The sequence below is a fragment of the Rhizobium sp. O111 genome, assembly GCF_055616315.1.
Map to the genome: position 1 here is coordinate 3,686,472 of NZ_JBSHXL010000001.1, position 26,673 is coordinate 3,713,144.

General features: G+C 63.9%; 24 protein-coding genes. 13 read left to right on the forward strand and 11 right to left on the reverse strand.

Annotation, left to right across the window (positions count from 1 at the left end):
• Positions 1-4: 4 nt before the first annotated feature.
• Positions 5-346, reverse strand: coding sequence for a hypothetical protein (locus ACVTFQ_RS18390; protein ID WP_047506624.1), 342 nt, complete (start codon positions 344-346; stop codon positions 5-7).
• Between the two features lie 115 nt (positions 347-461).
• Entirely contained in the window at positions 462-2,189 is a 1,728-nt protein-coding gene (locus ACVTFQ_RS18395; RefSeq protein ID WP_111563079.1) for a GumC family protein, read from the reverse strand.
• A 133-nt stretch (positions 2,190-2,322) separates the two neighbouring features.
• On the opposite strand from ACVTFQ_RS18395, the gene ACVTFQ_RS18400 reads away from it, so the two are divergent.
• The 4 genes from ACVTFQ_RS18400 to ACVTFQ_RS18415 all read left to right on the forward strand — a co-directional run bounded on the left by ACVTFQ_RS18400 (position 2,323) and on the right by ACVTFQ_RS18415 (position 8,770).
• Positions 2,323-3,384, forward strand: a complete 1,062-nt coding sequence (locus tag ACVTFQ_RS18400; RefSeq protein ID WP_111563080.1) for a glycoside hydrolase family 5 protein — start codon at positions 2,323-2,325, stop codon at positions 3,382-3,384.
• Positions 3,385-3,388: 4 nt separating this feature from the next.
• A complete protein-coding gene (locus ACVTFQ_RS18405) occupies positions 3,389-4,657 on the forward strand; it encodes a hypothetical protein (RefSeq protein WP_111563081.1) in 1,269 nt (422 codons plus the stop codon).
• A 182-nt stretch (positions 4,658-4,839) separates the two neighbouring features.
• Positions 4,840-5,724, forward strand: a complete 885-nt coding sequence (gene purU / locus ACVTFQ_RS18410; protein WP_111563082.1) for a formyltetrahydrofolate deformylase — start codon at positions 4,840-4,842, stop codon at positions 5,722-5,724.
• A gap of 118 nt (positions 5,725-5,842) precedes the next feature.
• Entirely contained in the window at positions 5,843-8,770 is a 2,928-nt protein-coding gene (locus ACVTFQ_RS18415) for an aminotransferase (protein ID WP_111563083.1), read from the forward strand.
• A gap of 6 nt (positions 8,771-8,776) precedes the next feature.
• Here ACVTFQ_RS18415 and ACVTFQ_RS18420 read toward each other — a convergent pair whose 3' ends face one another.
• Both ACVTFQ_RS18420 and ACVTFQ_RS18425 read right to left on the reverse strand, forming a co-directional pair.
• Entirely contained in the window at positions 8,777-9,280 is a 504-nt protein-coding gene (locus ACVTFQ_RS18420) for an SRPBCC family protein (RefSeq protein ID WP_111563084.1), read from the reverse strand.
• Between the two features lie 5 nt (positions 9,281-9,285).
• Positions 9,286-9,630 (reverse strand): ArsR/SmtB family transcription factor, encoded by a 345-nt coding sequence (locus ACVTFQ_RS18425; protein ID WP_018899165.1) that lies wholly within the window; start codon positions 9,628-9,630, stop codon positions 9,286-9,288.
• 117 nt (positions 9,631-9,747) lie between these two features.
• On the opposite strand from ACVTFQ_RS18425, the gene ACVTFQ_RS18430 reads away from it, so the two are divergent.
• The 8 genes from ACVTFQ_RS18430 to ACVTFQ_RS18465 all read left to right on the forward strand — a co-directional run bounded on the left by ACVTFQ_RS18430 (position 9,748) and on the right by ACVTFQ_RS18465 (position 18,755).
• Entirely contained in the window at positions 9,748-10,389 is a 642-nt protein-coding gene (locus ACVTFQ_RS18430; RefSeq protein ID WP_111563085.1) for a dihydrofolate reductase family protein, read from the forward strand.
• A 523-nt stretch (positions 10,390-10,912) separates the two neighbouring features.
• Positions 10,913-11,107 carry a hypothetical protein gene (locus ACVTFQ_RS18435; protein ID WP_018899167.1) on the forward strand — a complete coding sequence of 65 codons (195 nt, stop codon included), beginning with the start codon at positions 10,913-10,915 and terminating at the stop codon, positions 11,105-11,107.
• 170 nt (positions 11,108-11,277) lie between these two features.
• Positions 11,278-12,273, forward strand: a complete 996-nt coding sequence (locus ACVTFQ_RS18440) for a P1 family peptidase (RefSeq protein WP_111563086.1) — start codon at positions 11,278-11,280, stop codon at positions 12,271-12,273.
• Between the two features lie 42 nt (positions 12,274-12,315).
• Positions 12,316-13,233, forward strand: coding sequence for a LysR family transcriptional regulator (locus ACVTFQ_RS18445; RefSeq protein WP_111563087.1), 918 nt, complete (start codon positions 12,316-12,318; stop codon positions 13,231-13,233).
• A 190-nt stretch (positions 13,234-13,423) separates the two neighbouring features.
• Entirely contained in the window at positions 13,424-14,953 is a 1,530-nt protein-coding gene (locus tag ACVTFQ_RS18450) for an ABC transporter substrate-binding protein (protein ID WP_181459277.1), read from the forward strand.
• 551 nt (positions 14,954-15,504) lie between these two features.
• Entirely contained in the window at positions 15,505-16,452 is a 948-nt protein-coding gene (locus tag ACVTFQ_RS18455; RefSeq protein ID WP_111563089.1) for an ABC transporter permease, read from the forward strand.
• Position 16,453: 1 nt separating this feature from the next.
• On the forward strand, positions 16,454-17,317 hold the full coding sequence (locus tag ACVTFQ_RS18460; RefSeq protein WP_111563090.1) for an ABC transporter permease: 864 nt from the start codon (positions 16,454-16,456) through the stop codon (positions 17,315-17,317).
• Between the two features lie 46 nt (positions 17,318-17,363).
• Positions 17,364-18,755, forward strand: a complete 1,392-nt coding sequence (locus tag ACVTFQ_RS18465; RefSeq protein WP_111563091.1) for an amidase — start codon at positions 17,364-17,366, stop codon at positions 18,753-18,755.
• Here ACVTFQ_RS18465 and ACVTFQ_RS18470 read toward each other — a convergent pair.
• The 3 genes from ACVTFQ_RS18470 to ACVTFQ_RS18480 all read right to left on the reverse strand — a co-directional run bounded on the left by ACVTFQ_RS18470 (position 18,748) and on the right by ACVTFQ_RS18480 (position 21,475).
• Positions 18,748-19,605: an NlpC/P60 family protein gene (locus tag ACVTFQ_RS18470; RefSeq protein WP_111563092.1), complete on the reverse strand. Its 858-nt coding sequence runs from the start codon at positions 19,603-19,605 to the stop codon at positions 18,748-18,750. The genes ACVTFQ_RS18465 and ACVTFQ_RS18470 overlap by 8 nt on opposite strands.
• A 16-nt stretch (positions 19,606-19,621) precedes the next feature.
• Positions 19,622-19,966, reverse strand: a complete 345-nt coding sequence (locus ACVTFQ_RS18475; protein WP_018899175.1) for a MarR family transcriptional regulator — start codon at positions 19,964-19,966, stop codon at positions 19,622-19,624.
• Between the two features lie 120 nt (positions 19,967-20,086).
• Complete coding sequence (locus ACVTFQ_RS18480; RefSeq protein ID WP_111563093.1) at positions 20,087-21,475, reverse strand: leucyl aminopeptidase family protein; 1,389 nt, start codon at positions 21,473-21,475, stop codon at positions 20,087-20,089.
• Between the two features lie 144 nt (positions 21,476-21,619).
• Here ACVTFQ_RS18480 and ACVTFQ_RS18485 point away from each other — a divergent pair, with 144 nt between their 5' ends.
• On the forward strand, positions 21,620-22,450 hold the full coding sequence (locus ACVTFQ_RS18485; RefSeq protein WP_111563094.1) for a tetratricopeptide repeat protein: 831 nt from the start codon (positions 21,620-21,622) through the stop codon (positions 22,448-22,450).
• A gap of 5 nt (positions 22,451-22,455) precedes the next feature.
• Here the strand turns inward: ACVTFQ_RS18485 and ACVTFQ_RS18490 are convergent, their stop codons facing one another.
• The 4 genes from ACVTFQ_RS18490 to ACVTFQ_RS18505 form a co-directional block, all read right to left on the reverse strand.
• Positions 22,456-23,088 carry a LysE family translocator gene (locus ACVTFQ_RS18490; RefSeq protein WP_111563095.1) on the reverse strand — a complete coding sequence of 211 codons (633 nt, stop codon included), beginning with the start codon at positions 23,086-23,088 and terminating at the stop codon, positions 22,456-22,458.
• Positions 23,089-23,182: 94 nt separating this feature from the next.
• A complete protein-coding gene (locus tag ACVTFQ_RS18495; protein WP_111563096.1) occupies positions 23,183-24,169 on the reverse strand; it encodes a type II secretion system F family protein in 987 nt (328 codons plus the stop codon).
• 13 nt (positions 24,170-24,182) lie between these two features.
• A complete protein-coding gene (locus ACVTFQ_RS18500) occupies positions 24,183-25,190 on the reverse strand; it encodes a type II secretion system F family protein (RefSeq protein ID WP_111563097.1) in 1,008 nt (335 codons plus the stop codon).
• Between the two features lie 4 nt (positions 25,191-25,194).
• Positions 25,195-26,667, reverse strand: a complete 1,473-nt coding sequence (locus ACVTFQ_RS18505; protein ID WP_111563098.1) for a CpaF family protein — start codon at positions 26,665-26,667, stop codon at positions 25,195-25,197.
• Positions 26,668-26,673: the final 6 nt, after the last annotated feature.

Genomic DNA, 26,673 nt, shown 5'->3' on the forward strand with positions numbered 1-26,673 from the left:
CCGATCAGCGGACGGGCTGGTAATGGCCGCGCAAAGGAACCTGGCTGCCCGTGGAAATCACGCCGTCTCGATCACACACATAAACCGTCATCGGCATGCCGCCGGAGCGGAAGATCTCGTCGTAGCGCCTGCGCACAAACTGCGTCTCGGTGCGGCAGGTCAGTTTAGGCTCCAGCGAAGGGTCGGTAGGCGCCTTGACGCCGGGCAGGTTGGCATAGGGATAGGCCGATTGCACACGCCCCTGGCCGGCGCGCCCCCAGTCGGTCGAAAACGCCGGCGCGGGTAGAACGCCGCTCGACAGCGTCAGCGCCACGAGAACGATTTTTTCGAAATTGCCAAGCCGCATCAATTCCCTCCGGCTGTTTGCCGGTCTCTCTATCAATGCGCTCGATGTAAGCACGCCATTAGAATGCATCAAGCGGAAGCACGCGCCGCTCCCGATATCGTGACCTCATGCGAGCTTAGGCCGGCTTGCGGAAATAGCCGCGAAACGTCGGGTGAGCAAACAGGCTGGCGAGGATGGCAAAGCCCGCGCCGAGGAGGAAGCCGGCGAAGAACCCGCCGATGACGCCGGCAATCAGCAGCGCCGTCTTGCCCGGCCCGTTGGCCTTCAGCGGCGGCTCGGCCTGCGAGATCACCCGCACATTGCTGCGCGACAGGCTCTGCTCCTCGCTGGTCTGGCCGGAGCGCTTCAGCACCGTCTCGTAGATATCGCGCGCCGCGGTCGCCTTGCGCTGCAATTCGTTGAGCTCGACCTGCTTGTCGGAGGTGTTTACCTGCAGCGCCTTTTGAACCGACAGCTCCTTGGAAACCGCGTCCTCGGCCTTCTTCGCCTGCTGGTATTCGCCCTGCGCCGTGCTCGCCAGCCGCTGCAGCTCGCCGCGGATCTGGTCGGATATGCTTTTCAGCGAGGAACGCGCCGCCTGCAGGCGCGGATGGCGCGTGCCCATCTGGCTCTCGAGGCTGCTCACCATGGCGGCCTGCGTCGAATATTGCTGGCGAAGCGTGGCAAGCGCCGTCGAAACGCCGCCGCCCTGCGATGTGCCGCCGACCACGTCCTCGAAACGCAGGTTGGCGGCAGCATCGGCGCGCGCCTTGGCCTGGATCGTCTTGTCCTGCGCGGTCACCAGCAGCGTGTTGAGCGAGGCCAGACGCTGGTCGGAGATCAGTCCGTTCTGCGTCGAGGCCATGTCGTTGTCGGCACGGTAGGTCTCCACCGCCTGCTCAGCCTCCTGCACCTTCTGGCGAAGGTCGGTCAGGCGGTTGTCGAGCGTGGTCGAGGTATCCTGGTAGAGGCCCGAGCTTGCGCCGTCTTCTTCCTGCAGGAAGGAGGCCACGACCTGGTTGGCGAGGCGCGCGGATTTCTCGGCGTTCTTCGTGGTGACGTCCATGGAGACCACATAGGTGGAGCTCTGGCGGGTGATGACGAGCGCCTTCTGCAGCGCGCTGACGACTGCGGCGCTATCGGCCCGGCCGGCGTTGAATTCCGGATCCTGGTCGAGCTTCATCGCATCGGCCACGCGTCGCATCACGTTGCCGGAGCTCAGGATCTGCACTTGGCTGTCGATCATCGCCGAGATCATCTCAGGCGAGGGCCCGGAGGCCTGCGTGCTGGGATCGTTGAGGCCAATCTGGCGCGGGTCGAAATAGAGCGTGGTGTTGGCCGTGAATTTCTGCGTCGACATCGGCAGCACGACGGCGCCGACAACCGCGCCGAGCACGGAGAGACCGAGAATGAGGAGGCGCTTGCTCCAGATCGCCTGGATCGCTGAGCGTGTGTCGAGTAGCGGTCCGCTTTGCTCTGGCACGTGGACGACGGCGGGCGCGATCACGGGTGCAGCGACGGTCTCCGTCACCGGCGTCGTAAGCGGCGCTGGTGACGCCTCGCGCGCGACGGTGCTGGCGGATCGAGGCGAAGCGTCGGCGCTCGGCTGGATCGGGTTGTCGCGCTCGGTCGTCCGCGCGGGCTCGGCGGCCGGCGGCGGTGTAGGTCTCGATCGGCTCTGCGGTTGCGTGTCTTGCGGGGCGGGGTCTTTGATCAGCGAGGCAGGCGCGGGCTTGGCGGGCACGAAGTCGGACGGGCGCAGCACCGGTCCGGGCGTGCCGGTCCGGTTGGGCTCGGTGTTCGGCGGCTCATAGCTGCGCCATTGCGGCAGCCGGCCAACCTTGTTCCTGTCAAACTGGTTCATGCGCGCGCTCGTTGCTCGCCTCTAAAATACTGGCGACGTGGGCTCGACTTTAGAAATCCTTAGCTAACGGACCGTTAAGATGCCGGGACAAGCAATGACACCAACGACCAGCCGAACCCGGAAGCGGTATCAAATGAGCGACAAATCCTCCCTCCGGCGGCGCCTCGCGGCGGCCGTCCTGGCAACGATCTTGCTCCAGGCCGGTGGCGCCAGCGCGCAGGGCACATGCCTGCAGGGCATCAACCTCTCCGGTGCCGAATTCGGCGAGCGTGGCGGCGAGGTTTTCAAGGCCTATGCCTATCCCTCCGAGGAAACCATCGCCTATTTCGCCAAGAAGGGCTTCAACACCGTGCGCCTTCCCTTCCTCTGGGAGCGCCTGCAGCCCGAACTCGGAAAGCCGCTCGACGAGGCCGAGTTGCAGCGGCTGAGGGACGTGGTCGAGCTTTTGCGCAAGCAGCACCTGACCATCATTCTCGATCCTCATAACTATGCTCACTATGACAAGGTGATGATCGGCACGCCGCCGGTGACTGACACCGCCTTCGCGGAATTCTGGGCGCGGCTGGCGATTGAATTCTCCAATCAAGAAGATGTGATCTTCGGCCTGATGAACGAGCCTTACGACATCGGCGCCGATGCATGGCTGAAGGCGGCCAATGCGGCGATCCGCACGATCCGCGCGACGGGGGCGAACAATCTGATCCTCGTTCCCGGCACCCGCTTCACCGGCGCCCATTCCTGGCAGGCGGATGCGCCGGGCGGCGCCAACGGTACGGTCATGCTTGGCGTTCGCGACCCGCGCAAGAACTACGCCTATGAGGTTCACCAGTATTTCGACCAGGATTCGTCCGGCATGCACGCAGAGTGCAGCGGCAACGACAGCGCGCTCAATGCGGTGACTGCAATGACCGACTGGGCGAAGAAGAACAACACGCGCGTCTTCCTCGGCGAGTTCGGCGTATCGCAGGACAAGGCCTGCGTGGCGGGCCTCGGTCGCGTGCTGAACCACATGCAGGCAAACCCGGATGTTTGGCTCGGCTGGACCTATTGGGTGGCGGGCGATTGGTGGCCGGAGACCGAGACGCTGAACGTCCAGCCGCGCAACGGCAAGGATCGCCAACAGATGACCGCGCTGGAAAACGCGATCAAAGCGCCGCCCGCCGACAAGGCCAAGTGCAAGACGCTGGTGGATTGAGGCTATGGCAGGCAAGGGCACGACCGCCAAGGAGCCGATCGATTACAGCATCCTTGCTGTCAGCGTGCTCGGCGTGACCTACAACGCCATCCTTGCCTTCATCAATCACAACATCATGCCGCTGACACCAACCGCCGTGGTGCTGAGCGAAATCCTGATCCTCGCCTACAGCTTCGGCTACATCTTGAAGAAGGGAATATTCGAGGAGGATATCATTCCTCTCGGCTATCTCCTCGCGACGATCGTGCTGACTGTCTACGTGATGGTCATCAACAAGGCCGGCTATATCGATCATCTGCGCAACGTCCTGATCATCTTCGCCTTCACCGTGCTCGGCCGCTGGAGCAACGAGCGAACGCTGCGGCTCGCCTTCAAGATCTGCTGCCTCACGGTTCTGGCCGTGCTCGTTTGCGAGATTATCTCGACGCCGGCCTATGTGGCGCTCGTCCATCCGGCCGAATATTTCCAGAACACCCGCGGCGTGCCCCCCGCCACCTATAGCGACTCCGGCCTGTTTCGCGGCGCGCTCGGCTTCGAAGGGCGGTTTTCGTTCGGCCTGATCGATCACCGCTCCTCCTCGATCTTTCTCGAACAGGTGTCGCTCGCCAATTTCTGCGGCGTCATGGTCATCTATCTCGTAAGCTTCGCCAATCGCATCACGCTGTTCGATCGCCTGATCTTCGTCACCACGATCGTGCTCATCCTGGTGACCAACGACACCCGCACCATGCTGATCTTCGCCATCGTCAGCGCCGCCGGCTATGTCATCTATCCCTTCATTCCGAAGATCTTCAATTTCCTGATGATGCCTGGCATCGTCATGGTCGGCTTCATCATTCATGCCTTCAAGCCGAACGCCCATGACGACGACTTCGTCGGCCGCATCAGCGGCACGATCAGAAACATCATCGCCATGGATCTGCCGGCAACGATGGGGCTTGAACTCGACAAGGCCACCACCTTCGTCGACAGCGGCTACGTCTACATCACCTACGGCGCCACCGTCTTCGGCCTCATCCTCTTCTGGCTCTTCGTCTCCTTCTATCCGGCCGGCCAGACGCCGAACCAGAAGCGGCTTTGCCATTCCCTGTCGCTCTTCATGTTCCTGAACCTGATGATCGGCTCGACCGCGATCTTTTCCATGAAGACCGCCGGCCTCGGCTGGCTCCTCGTCGGCTTCCTCAAATTCAACGAGGGCACCACGGCCACGGCGGGGATGCGCGGTTCCACGACGCAAAGTGAACGGACTCCGATAGGAAACGCCGTAAGCTGACGGTCGATGGGATGTTGCTGCCATTGAGGCCGCTCTTCTCGATAAACTTGGTGCAGCGGCGTGAGCGTCGTGCTTGATCGGCCATGTCGCTTTGATCTAAGCAGGCTCGACGGTCGCCCCAGACTAACGCTTAAAAGGCCGACGCCTAAACAAGGCCGACGCTTGAACAAGGAATATGACGCATGACGCAATATGTATTAACGGTAGCCTGCAAATCGACACGCGGCATCGTGGCGGCGATTTCGACCTATCTGGCCGATAAGGGCTGCAATATCATCGACAGCTCGCAGTTCGATGACCTGTCGACCGGCATGTTCTTCACCCGCGTCAGCTTCATCTCCGAAGAAGGTGCGACGCTGTCTGCGATCCGCGAAGGCTTCCAGCCGATCGCCGAGAGATTCGAGATGACAGCCGAGATCCACGATGGCGACCAGCGCATGAAGGTGCTGTTGATGGTCTCGCGCTTCGGTCACTGCCTGAACGACCTGCTCTACCGCTGGAAGATCGGCGCCCTGCCGATCGATATCGTCGGCGTCGTCTCCAACCATTTCGACTATCAGAAGGTGGTGGTCAACCACGACATTCCCTTCCACCACATCAAGGTGACGAAGGAAAACAAGCCGCAGGCCGAAGCGCAGATCATGCAGATCGTCGAATCGACCGGTACGGAACTGATCGTGCTCGCCCGCTACATGCAGGTGCTCTCCGATGCCATGTGCAAGAAGATGTCCGGCCGGATCATCAACATCCACCACTCCTTCCTGCCGTCTTTCAAGGGCGCCAACCCCTACAAGCAGGCCTATGAGCGTGGCGTCAAGCTGATCGGTGCCACCGCGCACTATGTCACCGCCGACCTCGACGAAGGCCCGATTATCGAGCAGGACACGGCGCGCATCACCCATGCGCAGTCGGCCGACGATTACGTTTCGATTGGTCGCGATGTCGAGAGCCAGGTTCTCGCCCGCGCCATCCACGCCCACATCCACCACCGCGTCTTCCTGAACGGCAACCGCACCGTGGTCTTCCCGGCAAGCCCGGGCAGCTATGCCTCCGAGCGCATGGGCTGACACAGCTATCGGGCGTCCTCTAATTACTTGAGATGACGCCCGATCCCTTGCTTGCCGATAGCAAGCTGTCGATTATCTGCTTATTGTGCAGGATCGAATCGTGCGGTGGGGGAATGCCATGACCGATGAAACGCTCGCTCAGCGTCTCGAGCTTCGGCGTCCAGATGTGACGGCCGAGGAAGCCGGAGACATCCTGCAGTCGCGTTACGGTCTGTCGGGCCAGCTCAGCGAACTCGGAAGTCAGCAGGACCGCAACTACCGCGTCGATACCGGCGATCAGACATATGTCCTGAAGATCTGCCACATGATCTACGAGACGATCGAGCTCGAGGCGCAGAATGCCGCGATCCGTCATCTCGCAGGCATCGAGGGCGCGCCGCGCGTGCCCCGCGTGGTCGCCTCCACCGATGGCCAGGACATCGTCGCCGTCGTCGTGCGCGACCAGACCTATCAGGTTCGCCTGCTGGAATATCTCGAAGGCGAGGGCCTCACCAAGCCTTCGTATCTCCCCAAACAATCCGTGGCGGCGCTGGGCGCGCTCTGCGCCAATCTCGCGAAGTCGCTGGCCGATTTCGATCATCCGGGTCTAGACCGCAACCTGCAATGGGACCTGAGACGCGCCGGTCCGGTCGCCGTCCAACTCTTGTCGGCGATCACCGATGGCGCCGCGCGCGACCGTATCGCCAAGAACATGGTCGCCGCCGTTCGTCGCGTGCAGCCCTTCGCGCCGGCACTACGCCTGCAGGCCGTCCACCATGACGTCACCGGCGACAATGTCGTCAGCCGCCGCGACCGCCACGGCCGCCTCATCCCCGATGGCGTCATCGATTTCGGCGATATCATCCGTGGCTGGCTGGTCGGCGATCTCGCCGTCACCTGCGCCTCGCTTCTGCACCAGGCGGGTGGCGATCCCTTCTTCGTGCTCCCCGCCGTCAAGGCCTATCACGAGGTCTATCCGCTCAAGGAAGAGGAGCTCAGGGCGCTCTGGCCATTGGTCGTCGCCCGCGCCGTCATTCTGGTGGCGAGCAGCGAGCAGCAGATCTCCATCGATCCCGAAAACGAATATGTCCGCGCCAACCTCGTGCTCGAGCAGCGCATCTTCGATACCGCCATCGCCGTTCCCTTCGATCTCATGGAAACGGCGATCCTGAAGACGGCGGGCATCGAACTTCCCGCCGTTGCGACCGAACATTGGCATCCGCTGCTGCCCGATCTCGATCTCCAGAACATGCTCTATGTCGACCTCGGCGTCGAAAGCCAGCACTTCGCCGCCGGGAATTGGGGCCAAGGCGATATGGATTGGCGTCTGCTTGCCCGCGCTGCCTCCGAGGCAGATGCCGCCGCCACCCGCTACGGCGAATACAGATTGTCGCGCGCCCGCCTGTTGAGCGCCAGGCCGTCCGCCACCTATGCCCTGCATGCCGATATCTGCCTGGCCGCCGGCAACACGATCGCGGCCCCGTTCTCGGGGCGCATCAGCTGGCAGAACCACCATCTCGTGCTCGAGGGTGCCGATATCAGCCTTCATCTCGACGGTCTCGACCCATCGGTCGAGGATGGCGCCGAGCTCGAGGCTGGTCAGGCGATCGGCGTGGTCTCTGGCGAACAGGGCTCGCTCGGCGGCTTGCGCGTGCAGCTCACGACCTTGAAGGGTGCCGAGCCGCCGCTCTTCTGCACGCCCGCCGAAGTCTTTGCCTGGTCGGCGCTCTGCCCGTCGCCGGCAGCGCTGTTGGGCAAGGCCGTCGAGGCGCCGAAGCCCATCGATGCGGAAATCCTCGCCGTTCGCACGGCCCATTTCGCCGCCGCCCAGAAGCATTATTACGAGACCCCGCCGCGCATCGAGCGCGGTTGGAAGGAGTACATGTTCGATGTCGAGGGCCGCGCCTATCTCGACATGGTCAACAACGTCACCATTCTCGGCCACGGCCATCCGCGCCTGGCCGACGCCGTCGGCGAACAATGGCTGCGGCTGAACACCAATTCGCGCTTTCACTACGCCGCCGTCGCCGATCTCTCCGAGCGGCTGGCAGCCCTCGCGCCCGAAGGGCTCGACACCGTCTTCCTCGTCAACTCCGGTTCGGAGGCCAACGATCTGGCGCTGCGGCTTGCCTGGGCCCACACCGGCGCGCGCAACATGCTGAGCCTGCTTGAGGCCTATCACGGCTGGTCGGTGGCAAGCGACGCCGTCTCCACCTCGATCGCCGACAACCCGCAGGCGCTGACGACGCGGCCCGATTGGGTCCATCCGGTCGCCGCGCCCAACACCTATCGCGGCGAATTCCGAGGCCCGGATTCGACCGGCGACTATCTGCAGAGCGTTGTTGCCGCGCTGGAACTGATCGACGCCAGCGGCGAGCGGCTGGCGGGCTTCATCGCCGAACCGGTCTATGGCAATGCCGGCGGCATCGCGCTGCCGCATGGCTATCTTGCCGCCGTCTATGGCCAGGTGCGCGCCCGCCGCGGCGTCTGCATCGCTGATGAGGTGCAGGTCGGCTATGGCCGGCTCGGCCATCATTTCTGGGGTTTCGAAGAGCAGCAGGTGGTGCCCGATATCATCACCGTCGCCAAGGGCATGGGCAACGGCCACCCGCTCGGCGCCGTCATCACCACGCGGGCGATCGCCGATTCGCTGGAGAAGGAGGGCTATTTCTTCTCCTCGGCCGGCGGCAGCCCGGTCAGCTCCGTCGTCGGCATCACCGTGCTCGACATCATGGCCGACGAGGCGCTGCAGCAGAACGCCCGCGAGATCGGCGATCGGCTGAAGGGTCGGTTGGTGGCGCTGATGGATCACCATCCGCTCATCGGCGCGGTGCATGGCATGGGGCTTTATCTCGGCGTCGAATTCGTCCGCGACCGCGAAACGCTGGAGCCGGCGACCGAGGAGACGGCGGCGATCTGCACGCGCCTGCTCGAACTCGGCGTCATCATGCAGCCGACCGGCGACCACCTCAACGTGCTGAAGATCAAGCCGCCACTCTGCCTTGCCGCCGAAAGCGCCGACTTCTTCGTCGACATGCTGGAAAAGGTGCTGTCCGAGGGCTGGTAAGCGGCCTTACTCGGCCGCTCCGCGGCCTGCCTGGCCATCCAGCCAAGCCACCAGACCGTCCAGCGTCTGTAGCCCATATTCGACGGCGCCGAAACCGATGACGAACTGACGCCGCGCGCGGGTGGGATGCAGCTGGCGCATGGTCAGCACCGTCTTGCCGTCGGTCTGCTCGTCGAAGGTCACGGTGACCCTGAAACGATCCGGGTCCTCGGGGTCGGGTGTCCCGTAGTCCATGACGATCCGCTCGTTCGGCACGATCTCGAGAAAGCGCATGAGATTGGGGAAGCGCTGCTCCCGGCCTTCGAACATCCCCACCATATCGAACCGCCACACGCCGCCTTCGCGGATATCGGCCTCGATGCTCTCGATCGCAAGTCCTGTAGGACCATACCATTGCGCCAAAGCATTGGGGTCCATCCACGCCGCGAAGACCCTGTGGCGGGGATGGTTGATGACCTTCACCAGCACGATTTCGCGGTCCAGCGACCAGCTGCCAAACGGATCTGCCATGTTCTTCAATCTCCTCCCACTTCATCTTGCGTATTGTCGAGATAGGTCTCCAGGCGATCCAGTCGCTGGCTCCAGCGCAGGCGCTCGGATGCCATCCAGTCCGCGGCCTCGTCGAAGCGCGCCTGCACCAGGCGGCACCAGCGGCTGCGGCCGCGTTTTTCGCTGGCGATCAGCCCGCAATCCTCGAGCACCTTCAGATGCTGGACGAAGGAGGGCAGGGCCATGTCGAAGGGCTCCGCCAGGATGCTGACCGATACCTCGCCCTCGGCCAGCCGCGAGACCACCGCGCGGCGCGTGGGGTCGCTGAGAGCGTGAAAGGCGAGGTCGAGCGGGGTCGAGTGATAGGGCATGTCGTTTTTTACGGCAGGCCGAGTTGCGGGTCAATATTAGAAAGGCACTTGCCTTAGTAATCTGATCTGATACAAAGGTAATAGCCTTAGTATTTGACCTGTGAGGAGGATAGCACGATGGCAGTCCGTATCGATCTCATGATCTCGCTGGATGGTTTCGCCACGACGACCGACCAGACATCAGAAGTCCCGTTCGGCGAGGATTGGCCACGGCTCGTGGGCGCTTACATGGCCACGCGGACTTTTCGCGAGCGCGTATTCAAGGACACCAGCGGCAGCGGCACCACCGGCCTCGACGATGACTATGCGCGGGCCTATTTCGAGAATATAGGCGCCGAGATCATGGGTGCCGGCATGTTCGGCCTGCACAATTTTCCCGATGATCCGGACTGGCGCGGATGGTGGGGCGACGAGCCGCCCTTCGGTTGCCCGGTCTTCGTCCTCACGCACAGGGAGCGCCCGTCGATCGAGATGGCCGGGGGCACGACGTTCCATTTCATCAGCGCCAACCCCGTCGATGCGCTGGCGCAGGCGACGAAGGCTGCCAACGGCAAGGATGTGCGCGTCGGCGGAGGGGCGACGGTCGCACGCGATTTCCTGAAAGCCGGTCTCGTCGATCAGCTTCACGTCGCGATCACGCCGATCCTTTTGGGTCGCGGCATCCGCCTCTGGGATGATTTGCGTGGCCTCGAAGCGGGTTACACGGTCAAATCCGAAACCGCGCCCAGCGGCACGATCCACCTGACTTTCAAGCGTTAATCGCCCTCTGGTGCCCGTTAACCATTTCGGTCATTTCGAGGCTTACAGACTTTTAATCAAAAGCCCATTGCCGGAATCAGACGCACTCCCTATCTCTGGCTGCGAGCGACAGAGAGTTCCGTATCGTCATACCAAGTGCACAAAGACCTGCTAATGGTCTTCTCGTGAATTCGGCTTTGGCGGAATGATATTTTCCTAATCGCCGACATTTTGACACGTTTCGGAATATGTTTCCGACAGTCCGTTATGTATTATCTACAAATAAAGTAGATTATACGGAACGCCAACCGCCGGTCCCGGCATGCCCGGGGCCCGAAGCAAGCACGACGCAGAAGAAAGGAATGAGACATGAACGACTTTGAAATTCTTGCCACGCTCCTGATGCGCCCGGTGCTTGGCAATGACCGTCCGGGCGCTCTCTCCCGCCCGAACTGTCGAATGTGACCTTCGTCCCCCCCTTAAACGGTAAAAGACAAGTCAATTCGCCATCGCCGACGCACTCCGCGCGGCAGGAGTTCTATGCATGAAAAAAGAAGTTATCGAATACGCAGGCGTGCCTGTTGGCATCGTCATTCCGGATGAAAACCGGCTGAAATTCATCGCCGTGAAGTATCACGTCCACGATCTCGACGAGCAGCACTTCAGCTCGCCGGCCGAGGTCAAGCACGCGATCCACGACCTGATGACCCGCCGTCATCCCAAACCCATCCATGCCTGAGGGCATGGTTCGATGCCGGCTTGAAACGACCGGGCGAAAACAATTCGAGGATATCTGACCGGTCCCGCCTATAGCGGGGCCGGTCTTGTTTTTTGGCCTCCCATATCGTCCTATCGCCTCCTGCTGATCGCCCATCTGCGAAAAGCCCACTGACGAATAGGACGCAGCACTTGCTCAATCTGCTCACCGATATCGAAGGCCTCTCCGTCGGCCACGCCACCGATCTTGGCCTCGGCTCCGGCGTCACCGCCATCGTTTTCGATCGGCCGGCGGTGGCCTCCGGCGTCGTGCTCGGCGGTGCGCCCGGCGGCCGTGACACCGCGCTGCTCGATCCGTCCATGACCGTGACCGAGGTCGATGCCTTCGTGCTGTCAGGCGGCTCCGCCTTCGGGCTTGATGCCGCCGGCGGTGTCCAGGCCGGCCTGCGCGCCATGGGCCGCGGCTTTCCTGTTGGAAACCAGCGGGTGCCCATCGTCCCGCAGGCGATCCTGATGGACCTCCTGAATGGCGGCAACAAGGATTGGGGCCTGCAATCACCCTATCGCGAACTCGGCTATGAAGCCTTCCGCGCCGCCGGCAAGGGTTCGTTCGCGCTCGGCACCGTGGGCGCCGGCACCGGCGCCACCACGGCAACCTTCAAGGGCGGCCTCGGCTCGGCCAGCGCCCGCTCGTCGGCTGGCCACACGATCGCCGCCATCGTCGCCGTCAATGCGCTGGGTTCCGCCACGGTGGGCGAGGGACCGCATTTCTGGTCGGCGCCTTTCGAACAAAACAATGAATTTGGCGGCCTCGGCCTGCCGCAGGCAATCGACGCGCGCGATACCGCCATGCGCCTCAAGGGCATGAACACCACCGCCACAACCATCGGCGCCATCGTCACCGACGCGGTGTTGACCAAAGCCGAAGCCCATCGCCTTGCTGTCATGGGCCATGACGGCTTCGCCCGGGCGCTGTTGCCCGCGCATCTGCCGCTCGATGGCGACACCATCTTCTCCGCCGCCACTGGCGCCAGGCCGCTGGGTAGCCTGCCCGAATTCCTGGAACTCTGCCACCTCGCCACGCTTGTGATGGCCCGCGCCATCGCCCGCGGCGTCTATGAGGCGACGGCCCTTCCGGTGGAAGGCGCCCAGCCGGCATGGCGGGACCGCTATGCCGATCGCCTGTGATGGATTAGAGGATGGCATTGGTCCGAATGCGGAGACGGTGAGATGCAGATACGCGCCCTGATGTATTTCGACGAACTGGTCCGCACCAATTCGATGCGCCAGGCCGCCGAAAACCTGAACGTCGCGCCAACAGCGATCAGCCGGCAGATCGAGAACCTCGAATATCATTTTGGCGCGCCGCTGGTGGAGCGCAGCGCCCGTGGCGTCAAGCTGACGGCCGCCGGCGAGCTGCTCGCCGCCCGCGCCGGCCGCACCCTGCGCGAGCTCGATCATGTCGGCCAGCTGATCGAGGACCTGAAGGGCCTGCAGGCTGGCCGCGTCTCCATCCACGCCAATGGCGCCACCGTCGCCAATCTCCTGGCGCCGGCGCTGGCCGAGTTCAGCCTCAAATATCCCAAGCTGCATTTCGAGGTGACCATCTCCAGCGCCCGCCAGGCCGTCGAGGCGGTCAATGGCGGCGAGGCGGATATCGCCGTCACCCTGTTTGCGCCGGCCGTAGCGGGCACCAAGGTCCGCCTGCGCTCGGAGATCGCCTACGACCTGATCGTCGCGACAGGCCATCCGGCAGCCGAGCGGCTGGAGGTAAGCCTCAGGGATATAGCCGACTATCCATTGGCGCTGCCCGACCAGTCCTTCGGCTTCCGCCAGGCTTTCGACGCGCTGTTTGAGAAGGCCGGGCTGAGCTTCGATGCCGTCTTCGTCACTAGCTCGCTGGAAATGCTGAAGGAACTGGTGCTGAGCGGCGCCGCCGCTACGCTGCTTCCGGCGCTGACGGTGCGCCGCGAGATCGAGGCCGGCCAGCTGCGCGCCGTGCCGTTGGCGCCAAGAAGCGCCATCCGCACCCATGTCGATCTCTGCGTCGCGCCCGATCGCCAGCTATCCTTCGCCGCCTCCAAGCTTCTCGATTTCATCGAGCGCTTCATGCGCGAGCGCGCCGGCGGCCCTGTCGGCAAGGGCTGAGCGGATGCAGCGGCCGCCAACCGACGGTCTTGCACTTGCATCGCCTTGGGCTTGCATCCGGCGGGAAATTCCTGTGTAGCTCTTTCGGCTACACTGAGCACACAAAATCGTCATTGTGTGTGCACAGGCGCAATGACACTCTATCGGCAATCGGCCAGTTGCAGCAAGCGGCGGCCATGAAGGGGACATGATGATCAAGCTTTCGCTCGCGCCCTCCGCGCGTCTCGTTCGTCGTCTTTCGCTTGGGGCCGCCGTCTCGGCCGGCCTGGTGATGCTCAGCCTGACGCCGGCTGAAGCCGCCAAGACCACGCTCAGCCTCGGCATGACCATCGAGCCCACAGGCCTCGACCCGACGATCGCCGCCCCCGTCGCCATCGGCCAGGTCACCTGGCAGAACGTTTTCGAGGGCCTGGTGACGATCGACGAGGCCGGCAAGGTTCAGCCGCAGCTGGCGAAAAGCTGGGAGATCTCGGCCGACGGACTGACCTATACGTTCAAGCTGCGCGACGGCGTGACCTTCCATGACGGGCAGGCCTTCGATTCCGCCTCCGCCAAGTTCGCACTCGACCGCGCCCGCGGCAAGGATTCCGTCAATCCGCAGAAGCGCTTCTTCGCCTCCATCTCTTCTATCGATACGCCCGATGCCGCGACACTGGTGCTGCATCTTTCCGAGCCCACTGGCAGCCTGCTCTACTGGCTCGGCTGGCCGGCCTCCGTCATGGTGGCGCCGAACTCAGCGGCCGACGACAAGACCAAGCCCGTCGGCACCGGCCCCTTCAAGTTCGTCAGTTGGGCCAAGGGCGACAAGGTCGAGTTGGAAAAGAACGCCGGCTATTGGAACAAGGATGTCTCGGTCGCGCTTGACAAGGTCACCTTCCGCTTCATCGCCGATCCGCAGGCGCAGGCAGCGGCGCTGAAATCCGGCGACGTCGACGCCATCCCCGAATTCGCAGCACCCGAGCTGATGACCTCGTTCGATGGTGATGCCAGACTTATGACCAAGATCGGCAACACCGAGCTCAAGGTCGTGGCCGGCATGAACAATGCCGAAAAGCCCTTCAACGACAAGCGCGTGCGCCAGGCCCTGATGATGGCGATCGACCGCAAGACGGTGGTCGAAGGCGCATGGTCCGGCTTGGGCACGCCGATCGGCAGCCACTACACGCCGAATGATCCCGGCTATGTCGACCTGACGGCGAAGCTGCCCTACGATCCCGAAAAGGCCAAGGCCTTGCTGACAGAAGCCGGCTACCCCGATGGCTTCGCCTTCACCATCAAGTCGCCGCAGATGGCCTATGCGCCGCGCAGCGCCGAGGTCATGCAGGCCATGCTCGCCGAAATCGGCGTGACCATGACCATCGAGCCGACCGAATTCCCGGCCAAGTGGGTCCAGGACGTGATGAAGGACCGCGCCTACCAGATGACCATCGTCGCCCATGCCGAGCCGATGGACATCGACATCTATTCCCGCGATCCCTACTACTTCAACTACAAGAACCCTGATTTCAACGCGTTGATGAAGAAGGTCCAGGAAACCACCGATCCGGCCGCGCAGGCCAAGATCTACGCCGAAGCGCAAACCATCCTCGCCGACGACGTCCCCGCGCTGTTCCTCTTCGTCATGCCCAAGCTCGGCGTCTGGGACAAGAAGCTCAAAGGCCTCTGGGAAAACGAGCCGATCCCATCGAACGTGCTCACCAACGTCTCCTGGGACGAGTAGGTGGCGGGAGGGTTTGTGTTGGTGGGAGAGGATGGAGAGGTGAGGGTAATCACCGAGTTTGCGGCCCCCTCATCCGCCTGCCGGCACCTTCTCCCCGTTGGGGCGAAGGGACGTGTGGCGGGCCGCTCGCGCCGACCTCTTCCCTTCTCCCCGATGGGGAGAAGGTGGCCCGAAGGGTCGGATGAGGGGGCTACACGCGCTGAGTCCTTCAAGTACAGCCCCGCCAAGGTTACCCCCCTCTGCCCTGCCGGGCATCTCCCCCACAAGGGGGGAGATCGGCTTGGCTTACCCGGTCGTTCCACTCTCATTGTTTGGCCGAAACCTCACCACTTGCCGATCTCCCCCCTTGTGGGGGAGATGTCCGGCAGGACAGAGGGGGGTATCGCGCCCACCGAGCCTGCGGCCCCCTCATCCGGCTGCCGCCACCTTCTCCCCGCTGGGGAGAAGAGACTCGGGGTTGGCAGCTCGCTCCATCTCCCCTTGCCTCTAAAAGGGACCGCACCTGAGAAGGTCACCATCAGCCGCCCGGCAAAAACCCCAAGAGCCGCCGCATGATCGCCCTCGTGCTCCGTCGCGTCGCCGGCCTCGTACTCACGCTGCTCGTGGTCTCGCTGCTGATCTTCGCCGTCATGGACATGCTGCCCGGCGACCCGGCCTCGATCATGCTCGGCACCTCGGCCTCGCCGGAAACGCTGGCGGCGCTCCGGCACGAACTCGGCCTCGACCGCTCGCTCCTGGTCCGCTACGCCGAGTGGCTGGCCGGCGTCTTCACCGGCGATCTCGGGCGTTCCTACACCTATGGCGTCCCCGTCGCCGGCCTCATTCTCGAGCGCCTCGCCGTCACCCTGCCGCTCGCCCTCATCGCCATCCTGCTCTCCGTCGCCATCGCCATCCCGCTTGGCGTCACCGCAGCCTCCAGGCGCGGCGGTATTGTCGATGCGGTCGCGGCCGTCTTCTCGCAGGTCAGCATCGCCGTGCCCGCCTTCTGGGTGGCGCTGCTGTTGATCATCCTGTTTTCGACGACGCTAGGGCTGATGCCGGCGGGTGGGTTTCCGGGCTGGAGCGCGGGTTTCTGGCCGGCGCTGAAGGCCGTGCTGATGCCGGCGGTCGCCTTAGCCCTGCCGCAGGCGGGCGTGCTCACCCGTGTCACCCGCTCGGCGGTGCTGGACACGCTGCACGAGGATTTCACCCGTACCGCCCGCGCCAAGGGCCTGTCGGCAGCCACCGTGCTCTGGCGCCATTCGGTGCCCAATGCGCTGGTGCCGATCCTCACCATTCTCGGCCTGCAAGCCACCTTCCTGGTGGCCGGCGCCGTGCTGGTCGAGAATGTCTTCAATCTTCCCGGCCTCGGCCGTCTCGCCTATCAGGCGCTGTCGCAGCGCGATATCGTCGTCATGCAGGATGTGGTGCTGTTCTTCGCCGGCCTCGTCATCCTCATGAACTTCCTGGTCGATCTCTCCTATCTCGCGATCGACCCGCGTTTGAGAAAGGGGATCTGAGATGGCGCCCCTGGTCTCGACCGCAGCAAATATCGGCCGCCGCCGCATGCGCGGCGTCAAGCGCGTCAATCTTATCGTCGGCGCCGCGATCGTCGCGTGCCTCGTGGCCATCGCGCTCGTGTCGCTCGTCTGGACGCCGCTGCCGCCGGCGAAGATGCAGATCATCCACAAGCTGCAGCCGCCGCTCGGCTTCGGCCTTCTCGGCACCGATCAGTTGGGCCGCGACGTGCTCTCCATGCTGATGGTCGGCTGCTGGAATTCGCTTTCAACAGCCGTCGTCGCCGTCGCGATCGGCGGCACGCTCGGCACCATCGCCGGCCTTGCCGCGGCTGCCTTTCGCGGCATCTTCGAAACGCTTCTGATGCGCGTCTGCGACGTCATCTTCGCGCTCCCGCCCATCCTCTCGGCGATGATGCTCGGCGCCTTCCTCGGTGGCGGCCGGCTAACGGCGATCGCCGCCATCGCCACATTCCTCATTCCGGTTTTCGCCCGTGTTGCGCTGGCAAGCGCGCTGCAGGCCTGGAGCCGCGATTACGTGCTCGCCGCCCGCGCGCTTGGCAATACGCGGCTGGCGATTTCGCTGCGCCACGTATTGCCCAATATCATGAGCCAGCTCATCGTCCAGGTGACCATCCAGCTTGGCCTCGCGGTGCTCACCGAAGCGGGCCTCAGCTTCCTCGGCCTCGGCCTTGCCCCGCCGGCGCCGAGTTGGGGGCGGATGCTGGCCGATGCGCAGACCTATCTTGCTCTTGCCCCCTGGCTCGCCATCCTCCCCGGCCTCGCCATCGCGCTCTCCGTCCTCGGCTTCAACATGCTGGGCGACGGCCTGCGCGATCTCCTGGATCCCCGTGAGGCCAGTCGCTGATTGAAGACGCCGCTGATTTGATGATGTCATTTTGAAAGACCGCGCCATGACCGAGATCGACCTGAGCATCCGCGACCTGAAGCGGCACTTTGCGACGAAGAGCCTGTCTCCGCTGGAATACTGGCTGGCGCTGGAGCCGCATATCGCCGCCTGGGAGCCGCACATCGCCGCGCTCTATCTCTACGACCCCGACGCCGCCCGTGCCCAGGCCAAAGCCTCGACTGAGCGCTGGGCGAAGGCCGAAACGCTAGGCCCGCTCGATGGCATCCCGGTCACGCTGAAGGAGCTGATATCAACCAAAGGCCAGCCCGTCCCCCTCGGCACCAGGGCCGTGGAGCTGACGCCGGCGCTTGACGACGCGCCCATCGCCGCCCGTATGCGCGAGGATGGCGCCATTATCTTCGCCAAGACCACGTGCCCCGATTACGGCATGCTCTCGTCCGGCCTCTCGAGCTTCCACCCGCTCAGCCGTAATCCGTGGGATGTCAGCCAGAACCCCGGCGGTTCCAGCGCCGGCGCCTCGGCGGCGGCAGCGGCCGGCTATGGCCCGCTCCACATCGGCACCGATATCGGCGGCTCCGTGCGGCTCCCGGCCGGCTGGACCGGCATCTTCGGCTTCAAGCCCAGCCACGGCCGCATCCCCGTCGATCCCTATTATGTCGGCCGCTGCGCCGGGCCGATGACGCGCACGGTCGATGACGCGGCGCTTGCCATGGCGACGCTGTCGCGGCCGGACTGGCGCGACGGTACCAGCCTGCCGCCCAACGATATCGACTGGACCGATCTCGATATCGACCTGTCGGGCATGCGCATCGGCCTGATGCTCGACGCCGGCTGCGGCCTCGATGCCGAGGACGAGGTGAAGGCGGCGGTCGTTGCGGCGGCGAAACAGTTCGAGCGTGCGGGCGCCGTCATCGTGCCTGTCGGCCCGGTGCTGTCGCGGGCGATGCTGGATGGGCTCGACAATTTCTGGCGCGCCCGCTTTTGGGGCGATATCGAGGGGCTGAGCGAGGAGCGCCGGGAAAGCATCCTTCCCTATATCTACGGCTGGGCCAAGGGTGGGGCCGATGTCAGCGGCGTTGCCGCCGTGAAGGGCTTCAACCAGACGATCGAGATGCGCAAGGCCTGCGGCGCGCTGTTCGAGACGGTCGATGCCGTCTTGTCGCCGACCAATCCCATTGTCTCCTATCCGGCCGAATGGGCCTCGCCGACCAACGATCCGGCCCGCCCCTTCGAGCACATCGCTTTCACCGTTCCCTGGAACATGTCGGAGCAGCCGGCCTCGTCGATCAATTGCGGCTTCTCGAGATCCGGCATGCCGATCGGCCTGCAGATCGTCGGCCCCCGTTTCGACGACATGCGCGTTCTGCGGTTGTCCAAAGCCTTCGAAACCTGGTCCGGCGGCGTCACATCGTGGCCGAAGCCACCGGTCAGCTGATCGGTCGACGATAGCCGTTGGGCTGTTCGTAGAGCCAGCCGATGCGCTGGACGGCCTCTTCGAAATTCTCGCGTACCACCGTCATCGTATGGCCGGTCGCATGCAGGATCGTCTCCGCATCCTCCATGATCGCCACATGACCCTTCCAGAACACCAGGTCGCCGCGTCGCAGCTCCTCGCGGGTGATCGGGGTGCCGAGCGCTGACGCCTGCATGTCGGTATCGCGCGGCGCGGCGCGTCCGGTCATCAGCATGGAAAGCTGCACCAGCCCGGAGCAGTCGATCCCGAGTCCCGAGCGTCCGCCCCAGAGATAGGGCGTTTCGACAAAGCGGGCGGCGATATCGACATAATCCGCGCCGTCAAGCGCGCCGATCGGCTGCACATGCTTGGCGAAGATCGCCGTGCCGTCTTCCAGCGTCACATAGTGGTTGCCGCGCGCCTCGGCGGTGCCGGCGACCGCTACGCGGCTGCCCATCGAAAGAATGCTGTTATAGGGTTTGCGCAGCTCCGGCTCGCGATAGAGGAAGGTGCGCTGAACGGTGACGATATGGGTCGGCGCGGGCGCCTTATCGCTCACCGCGCTCTCGGGCAGGTAGCCGACATAATTGTCCGACCGCGCCTTGATCCAGCACCATCCCTCGGCGCGGTCGAGCACGGTCACGTCCTCGCCAAACAAGAGCTCGGTGTCGATACCGACGGTCGCGTCGGGTCGCGGCCGCAGGCCCACGACCGGTACGGTGATGCGCGCCGGCGTCCCGTCGGTAAAGCGCTGCGCCGTGACCTGTCCTTCCAGCCCGCGCTCGGCGAGGTCGTCCCTGAAGGCGTGCAGGCGGCGGTCGAGCGTGGTCATGGTCTTGTCCTCAAAGTCACAGCCGGCGCCCGTGCTCGCGCACGCGGTCGCCCAGTTTTTCCAGGTAAAGCGCGCCGCCCACGGTGCGCTTGATCAGCACGTTGCGCCGGTCGCTGTCATCGCGCACCCGGTCCACCAGCCCCATCTCGCCCATCGTATCGAGCGCCCGGGTGATGACGGGCTTGGTGACGTTGAGCTCGGCGGCCAGTCCGCGCACGGTATGCGGCGGCGGCACGAGATAGATATGCAGCAGGATCGCCATCTGGCGCAATGTCAAATCGCGGTCGTCGTGGCGAACCTGGTCGAGGGATACGCCATGCCAGAGCCCGAGCGCCTGCGATGCGGTCAATTCGATCGGCACGGCCCCTCCCGCATTCGTTACGCCTGCGTTCCATTTTCCGGCACGTATCCTCGCAACGCAATGGGGCGGCTGATCTGCCGCCCCACAGGGTGAATAAAATTTTAACGATCTCGAGGCGCTTTAACGAACGCTCTCGCGGATGTGGTGGTAGAGCGCCCGGATCGCCTGCGCCTCGCCGCCGCCGGGCGAATGCGGCCGCTCCGAAGGCGCCCAGCCGTAAATGTCGAAATGCGCCCAGCTCTTGGCGTGGCTGACGAAGCGCTTGAGGAACAGCGCCGCCGTGATCGCACCCGCCATGCCGCCTGCCGGCGCATTGGTGATGTCGGCGAACTTGGCGCGGATATCCTTCTCGTAGCCGGCATAAAGCGGCAGCCGCCACAGCGGATCGTCGGTCTCGATGCTCGATTCCATCAGGTCGCGCGCGAGATCCGTATCGTCGGTGAAGAAGGGCGGCAGATCGGGCCCGAGCGCCACGCGCGCCGCTCCCGTGAGCGTCGCCATGTCGATCATCAAATCGGGCTCTTCCTCGTCGGCGTAGGCCAGCGCGTCGGCGAGAATGAGCCGACCCTCGGCGTCGGTGTTGTCGATCTGCACCGTCAGGCCCTTGCGGCTCTTGTAGATGTCGCCGGGGCGGAAGGCGTTCGACGAGATCGAGTTCTCGACCACGGGAATGACGACGCGCAGGTCGACCTTCAGCTTGGCGTCCATGATCATCAGCGCGAGGCCCATCACGTTGGCAGCACCCCCCATGTCCTTCTTCATCAGAAGCATCGAGGAGGCGGGCTTGATGTCGAGACCGCCGGTGTCGAAGCACACGCCCTTGCCGACGAGCGTGATCTTGCGATGACCCTTCTTGCCCCAGCGCAGTTCCATCAGGCGCGGCGCGTCGGCGCTGGCGCGGCCGACTGTGTGCACGAGAGGGAAATTATGACGGAGATCGTCGCCCGAGATCACCGAAATCTCCGCTTTATAATGCGCCGCAAGCCCGCGGAATGCCGCTTCCAGCTCGTTCGGGCCCATGTCGTTGGTGGGGGTGTTGATCAGGTCGCGGGCGAGAAACACGCCGGCCAGCTGCCGTTTGATATCGGCAGCATCGGCATCGCGCGGGATCATCAGCGTGCCGGCCGGCTGCTTTTCGGATTTGTAGCGGTCGAAACGGTAGCTCCCGAGGCCGAAGCCGAGCGCCAGCCGGTTGGCCGTCAGCGGCGCCGTCTCGATGTGCCAGTCGCCCGCCGGCAGCGCGCGCGCCAGCTTGCCGGTGATATAGGGCTGTTCCGAAGGATTGGTGCCGAGGCCGAAGAGAGCGCCGCCGAGATAGCCTTCCGCCGTCGGGATCAGCAGCAGCGAGCCGCTTTCCGCCTTGTAGCCCGCCTTCTTCGCCCAATCGAGCGCGATCGGATCGATCGTCCCGGTTTCGATATGCGCCGGCGTGACGGCGAAGATCGGCAGGGTCTGGCCGCCCTTGCTGTTGAAGGGAGTCGGTCTCTCTATGAACTGGAACGGGGGCATTGTTTATCCTTCGGGGGCGTCCGGGAATCGCATTTTAACGTTCCGTTAGGGTTAACAGACTATTGCTTGAGCGTAGATTGCGTCAAAGCCTTTCCCTGTTCCGCTTTTAGGTCAGGCGCCGATTTCTGATTTCAGGAAACCGCGATGGCTGCTTTGGTCGACACCACTTCGAAAAACCGTCTTCTCCAGTGCGCGGCAACCGCGATGCTGGCCCTGATGCTGGCCGGTTGCAACACCACCAAGGACAAGATGACGACGGGCTCCATCCCGGTCGCGCTGAACAAGCCAGTCGAGACGATGAACGATCAGGAAGTGCGCTCCGCCACCGATCGCGTCGGCCAGGCCTACGAGAAGAACCCGCGCGATCCGGTAAACGGCGTCAACTACGCCAATCTCCTGCGCATGCAGGGCAGGGATGCCCAGGCGCTCGCCGTCATGCAGCAGGTGGCGATCGCCAATCCGCAGGATCGCAACGTGCTCGCCGCCTACGGCAAGGCGCAGGCCGCCGCCGGCCAGCTGCAGCAGGCGCTCGATACCATCGGCCGCGCCCAGACGGCCGACCGTCCCGACTGGAAGCTCGTCTCGGCGCAAGGCGCCATCCTCGATCAGCTCGGCCGCTCCAGCGAGGCCCGCCAGCGCTATCGCGACGCGCTCGATCTGCAGCCGGGCGAGCCGTCGATCCTCTCCAATCTCGGCATGTCCTACGTGCTGACCCGCGATCTCAGGACCGCGGAAACCTATCTGCGCCAGGCAGCAAGCCAGCCGACGGCCGATAGCCGCGTGCGCCAGAACCTGGCGCTCGTCGTTGGCCTGCAAGGCCGCTTCCCGGAAGCTGAAAAGATCGCCCGCGGCGAACTCTCGCCGCAGCAGGCCGATGCCAACGTCGCCTATCTCCGCTCGATGATGTCGCAGCAGAATTCCTGGCAGAAGCTCGCGGCCAAGGATGTGGGCGCTGAAGCAAGCAGCGCCAACTGACCAGTCTAACGGCCGCTCAGGCCTGACACGACAAGCTGCAGACCAAGTCCGGCCATCACGGCGCCGGCCGCGCGGTCGATCCACTTCTTCGCGGCGAGATAGATCCGGCGTGGGTGCCGGGCCGAGAAAGCCAGCGCCACGATCGTGTACCACCCGGCCTCGACGGCGAAGACCCCAAGCGGGATCGCCACGAACAATTCCAGCGGAATGGTCTTCGGCAAGAGAGCCGCGAAAATGCTGGCATAGACGACGATCGTCTTCGGATTGCTGACCTGTGTCAGAAACGCTGTCATGAAGCTGCGGCCGACGGCGCGGTTGGCGGCGGTGGTCTCGCCGATCTCAAGCGGTTCGCCGGCGCCGCGCCAAATCCTATAGGCGATATAGGCGAGATAGAGCCCGCCCATGATCTTCAGCGCCAGATAGAGCCATCCGAACTGCGAGAGCAGGGCGGTCAGCCCCGCCAGCGCCAGGATGCTGAACAATACCCCGCCGAGACCCATGCCGGCCGCCGCCGCAAGCCCGTCAACGCGCGAGCGCGACACGGCGATCCTGGAGACGAGAACGAAGCTCGGGCCGGGGCTCATCGCGCCGATCGAGAGCGTTGCGATAATGCTGAGAAAGACGCTGAGTGACGACATGGCGATGGTCCGTGGGTGGGGGTGACGTCGTCGAATGTCACACGGCCCCGCGCGGCGGTCCATCATAAAAATCGGTGATGCTCGGTCGAGCCGCTTAGAACCGGTCGGCGACCTGGATACCGGCCGGGCCGAGAATGACGGCGACCAGAACCGGCAGGAAGAACAGGATCATCGGCACGGTAAGCTTCGGCGGCAGCGCGGCGGCCTTCTTCTCCGCCTCGTTCATCCGCTCGTCGCGGCCTTCCTGGGCAAGGACGCGCAGCGCCTGCGAGACCGGCGTACCGTAGCGATCGGCCTGCATCAGCGCCTGAACCACAGACTGCACGATCGGGATCTGCGTACGCGTGCCGAGATTTTCGAGCGCCACGCGGCGATCCGGCAGGAAGGAGAGCTCGGCCGTCGTCAGCACCATTTCTTCCGCGAGCGGCGGAGAGGCCTCGCCGAGTTCTTCAGACACGCGGCGCATGGCGGCCTCGATGGAGATACCGGATTCCACGCAGATCAGCATCAGGTCGAGCGCATCCGGCCATGCGCGCTTGATCGAATGCTGCCGCTTTTTCATCTTGTTGGAGATGAAGATGTTCGGCGCATAGAAACCGACATAGGCAAAGCAGAGCGTCGCCAGAAAGCGGATTGGCGTCGGCTTGTCGACAAGGTGGTCGAGGCCGAACACCCAGAAGATCGCCAGCGCGAAAAAGCAGAAGGGCAGGAGGAAGCGCGCGACCAGGAACATGTTGAGCGCGTTTTCCGAGCGATAGCCCGCCGCGCGCAGCTTGTTCATCGTGTTCTCGTCGACCAGCGCCTCGCGCAGGTTGAAGCGCTCGACGATCTGGCGAACCGAGCGGTTGTTCTGCGTGCGCAGCGAGGCCTTGCTGCCGGTCGATTCCGCGTTCATGCGCGCGCGTTCGCGGGCGCGCATCTGTTCGCGCTCCGTCGAGACCGCCTTCATGCGCTGGTTGAGATCGCCGCGCTCGAAGAAGGGGATGGCGAGCGTGTAGAGCGTCGCGAACACCGCCAGCGCCACCAGCACCGCGATCAGCATCGAGGGATCGGTCAGGGAACTCGCAAGATCGGACGACATCGCATTGCCTCGGTTAGATATCGAAATTGACCATGTTGCGCATGACGAAGATGCCGATCGACATCCAGACCGCCGAAGCGCCCATGATCAAGTGACCGCGCGGGTCGGTGAACAGCACCATCATGTATTGCGGCGAGGTCATGTAGACGAGCGTCGCGACGATGAACGGCAGCGCGCCGATGATGACGGCGGATGCCTTGGCTTCCATGGAAAGCGCCTTGACCTTGGCCTTCATCTTCTTGCGTTCGCGCAGCACCTTGGAAAGGTTGCCGATCGCTTCGGAGAGATTGCCGCCGGCCTGCGATTGAATGGCGATGACGATCGCAAAGAAGCTCACCTCCTGCAGCGGCATGTGGTTGACCATGCGCGTGCAGGCATCGGGCACGCTGAGGCCGACCTGCTGGGATTCGACCACGCGCCGGAACTCGCCCTTGACCGGCTCCTTGCCCTCGTTGGCGATCAGCCGGATCGAGTCGTTCAGCGGCAGGCCCGATTTGATCGAGCGCACGATGACATCGAGCGCGTTGGGGAATTCGTCGAGGAACTTGTTCTGGCGACGCTTGATCAGGAAGCCGAGGATCCAGCGCGGCAGCCCGAGCCCGGCCACAACAGGCAGTCCAAGCACCACCATGGTGGGGGCGCCGGCCAGAAACGCGACGAACATCAGCACAAGACCGAAAATACCGCTGAACATGTAGAAACGGCCGGGCGTGATCGAGAGGCCGGCCTGCGTCAGCCGCGATTTCAGCGTCAGCTTCTTCTTGGCGTTTTCCTGCTGCCGCTTCTCGAGATCCTTCAGGTTGTCCTGCATCGACTTGCGGCGCTTAGACATTTCCTGGACGCGGTCGCGCGCCGCCTTGACGCTCTGCTTGTCGAGTTCGGCCGATGCCACCCGGCTAACGCGGCTTGCCGCCTTCTTTTCGGTTTCCATCCGCGAGAACAGCAGGCCGTAACACACCGCGCCGGCCGAAATGGCCACGAGCAGCACGATACCCAGCACGATCGGATCGAAACCGAACATAATCTTAATCCTTCGACTTCTCTTCCATTTCGTCGAGCGCCGCGGCGAGCCGCTTCTCTTCGTTGTAATAGCGGGCGCGGTCCCAGAAATTCGGCTTGCCGATGCCGGTCGACTTGTGCCGCCCGATGATCTTTCCGCCCGCGTCTTCGCCTTCGATCTCGTAGCGCATGAGATCCTGGGTGATGATCACGTCGCCTTCCATGCCCATCACCTCGGTGATCTGGGTGATGCGGCGCGAGCCATCGCGAAGACGTGCTGCCTGGACGATGACGTCGACCGAGTTCGAGATAATCTCGCGAACGGTCTTGGCCGGCAGCGAATAGCCGCCCATGGCGATCATCGATTCGATACGGCTGAGGCATTCGCGCGGCGAGTTCGAGTGGATCGTGCCCATCGAGCCGTCGTGGCCGGTGTTCATCGCCTGCAGGAGGTCGAAGACCTCGGGTCCGCGCACTTCGCCGACGATGATGCGTTCCGGGCGCATACGCAGGCAGTTCTTGACGAGATCGCGCATGGTGATCTCGCCTTCGCCTTCGATATTCGGCGGGCGGGTTTCCAGACGCACGACATGCGGCTGCTGCAGCTGCAGTTCGGCCGTGTCCTCGCAGGTGATGACGCGCTCGTCGCGGTCGATGTAGTTGGTCAGGCAGTTGAGCAACGTCGTCTTGCCCGAGCCGGTACCGCCGGAGATGACGATGTTGCAGCGGACGCGGCCGATGATCTGCAACAGCGTCGCACCCTCGGGCGTGATCGCGCCGAAGCGCACCAGCTGGTCGAGCGTCAGCTTGTCCTTCTTGAACTTACGAATGGTGAGCGCCGGCCCGTCGATGGCGAGCGGCGGCGCAATCACGTTGACACGCGAACCGTCGGGAAGGCGGGCGTCGCAGATCGGGCTCGATTCGTCGACGCGGCGACCGACCTGGCTGACGATACGCTGGCAGATCGAGAGCAGCTGCGCGTTGTCGCGGAAGCGCACTTCCGATTCCAGCGTCTTGCCGCCCACTTCGATGAAGGTCTTGCCGGAGCCGTTGACCATGATGTCGGCGATGTCGTCGCGCGCCAGGAGCGGCTCCAGCGGACCGTAGCCGAGAACGTCGTTGCAGATATCGTCGAGCAGTTCTTCTTGCTCGGAGATCGACATCGCGAAGTTCTTGATCGTGATGATATCGTTGACGATATCGCGAATTTCCTCGCGCGCGCTTTCGCCGTCGAGCTTGGCGAGCTGCGACAGGTCGATCGTGTCGATCAGCGCCGAGAAGACCTGTGCCTTGGTGTCGTAATATTCGTCGGTGCGGGCAGGGCGCTTGCGCTGCGGCGTCTGCATCGGCGGCGGCGCCACCTGCTGGCGTGCCTGCTCGCGCTGCGGCTCGACGAAGACGGCCGGCGCCGTCGACGAGGAAGGCGCAGCAACAGGCGGCGGTGGCGCGATCGTGCCGCCCGCCTTGCCAGATCCTTCGTTTCCGCGTTTTCCGAACATGCCTTA

Excerpts from the sequence above, each read along its gene's own strand:
- ACVTFQ_RS18390 (WP_047506624.1), bottom strand. The coding sequence starts at position 346 with ATGCGGCTTGGCAATTTCGAAAAAATCGTTCTCGTGGCGCTGACGCTG.
- ACVTFQ_RS18395 (WP_111563079.1), bottom strand. The coding sequence starts at position 2,189 with ATGAACCAGTTTGACAGGAACAAGGTTGGCCGGCTGCCGCAATGGCGC.
- ACVTFQ_RS18400 (WP_111563080.1), top strand. The coding sequence starts at position 2,323 with ATGAGCGACAAATCCTCCCTCCGGCGGCGCCTCGCGGCGGCCGTCCTG.
- ACVTFQ_RS18405 (WP_111563081.1), top strand. The coding sequence starts at position 3,389 with ATGGCAGGCAAGGGCACGACCGCCAAGGAGCCGATCGATTACAGCATC.
- purU (WP_111563082.1), top strand. The coding sequence starts at position 4,840 with ATGACGCAATATGTATTAACGGTAGCCTGCAAATCGACACGCGGCATC.
- ACVTFQ_RS18415 (WP_111563083.1), top strand. The coding sequence starts at position 5,843 with ATGACCGATGAAACGCTCGCTCAGCGTCTCGAGCTTCGGCGTCCAGAT.
- ACVTFQ_RS18420 (WP_111563084.1), bottom strand. The coding sequence starts at position 9,280 with ATGGCAGATCCGTTTGGCAGCTGGTCGCTGGACCGCGAAATCGTGCTG.
- ACVTFQ_RS18425 (WP_018899165.1), bottom strand. The coding sequence starts at position 9,630 with ATGCCCTATCACTCGACCCCGCTCGACCTCGCCTTTCACGCTCTCAGC.
- ACVTFQ_RS18430 (WP_111563085.1), top strand. The coding sequence starts at position 9,748 with ATGGCAGTCCGTATCGATCTCATGATCTCGCTGGATGGTTTCGCCACG.
- ACVTFQ_RS18435 (WP_018899167.1), top strand. The coding sequence starts at position 10,913 with ATGAAAAAAGAAGTTATCGAATACGCAGGCGTGCCTGTTGGCATCGTC.
- ACVTFQ_RS18445 (WP_111563087.1), top strand. The coding sequence starts at position 12,316 with ATGCAGATACGCGCCCTGATGTATTTCGACGAACTGGTCCGCACCAAT.
- ACVTFQ_RS18450 (WP_181459277.1), top strand. The coding sequence starts at position 13,424 with ATGATCAAGCTTTCGCTCGCGCCCTCCGCGCGTCTCGTTCGTCGTCTT.
- ACVTFQ_RS18455 (WP_111563089.1), top strand. The coding sequence starts at position 15,505 with ATGATCGCCCTCGTGCTCCGTCGCGTCGCCGGCCTCGTACTCACGCTG.
- ACVTFQ_RS18460 (WP_111563090.1), top strand. The coding sequence starts at position 16,454 with ATGGCGCCCCTGGTCTCGACCGCAGCAAATATCGGCCGCCGCCGCATG.
- ACVTFQ_RS18465 (WP_111563091.1), top strand. The coding sequence starts at position 17,364 with ATGACCGAGATCGACCTGAGCATCCGCGACCTGAAGCGGCACTTTGCG.
- ACVTFQ_RS18470 (WP_111563092.1), bottom strand. The coding sequence starts at position 19,605 with ATGACCACGCTCGACCGCCGCCTGCACGCCTTCAGGGACGACCTCGCC.
- ACVTFQ_RS18480 (WP_111563093.1), bottom strand. The coding sequence starts at position 21,475 with ATGCCCCCGTTCCAGTTCATAGAGAGACCGACTCCCTTCAACAGCAAG.
- ACVTFQ_RS18485 (WP_111563094.1), top strand. The coding sequence starts at position 21,620 with ATGGCTGCTTTGGTCGACACCACTTCGAAAAACCGTCTTCTCCAGTGC.
- ACVTFQ_RS18490 (WP_111563095.1), bottom strand. The coding sequence starts at position 23,088 with ATGTCGTCACTCAGCGTCTTTCTCAGCATTATCGCAACGCTCTCGATC.
- ACVTFQ_RS18495 (WP_111563096.1), bottom strand. The coding sequence starts at position 24,169 with ATGTCGTCCGATCTTGCGAGTTCCCTGACCGATCCCTCGATGCTGATC.
- ACVTFQ_RS18500 (WP_111563097.1), bottom strand. The coding sequence starts at position 25,190 with ATGTTCGGTTTCGATCCGATCGTGCTGGGTATCGTGCTGCTCGTGGCC.
- ACVTFQ_RS18505 (WP_111563098.1), bottom strand. The coding sequence starts at position 26,667 with ATGTTCGGAAAACGCGGAAACGAAGGATCTGGCAAGGCGGGCGGCACG.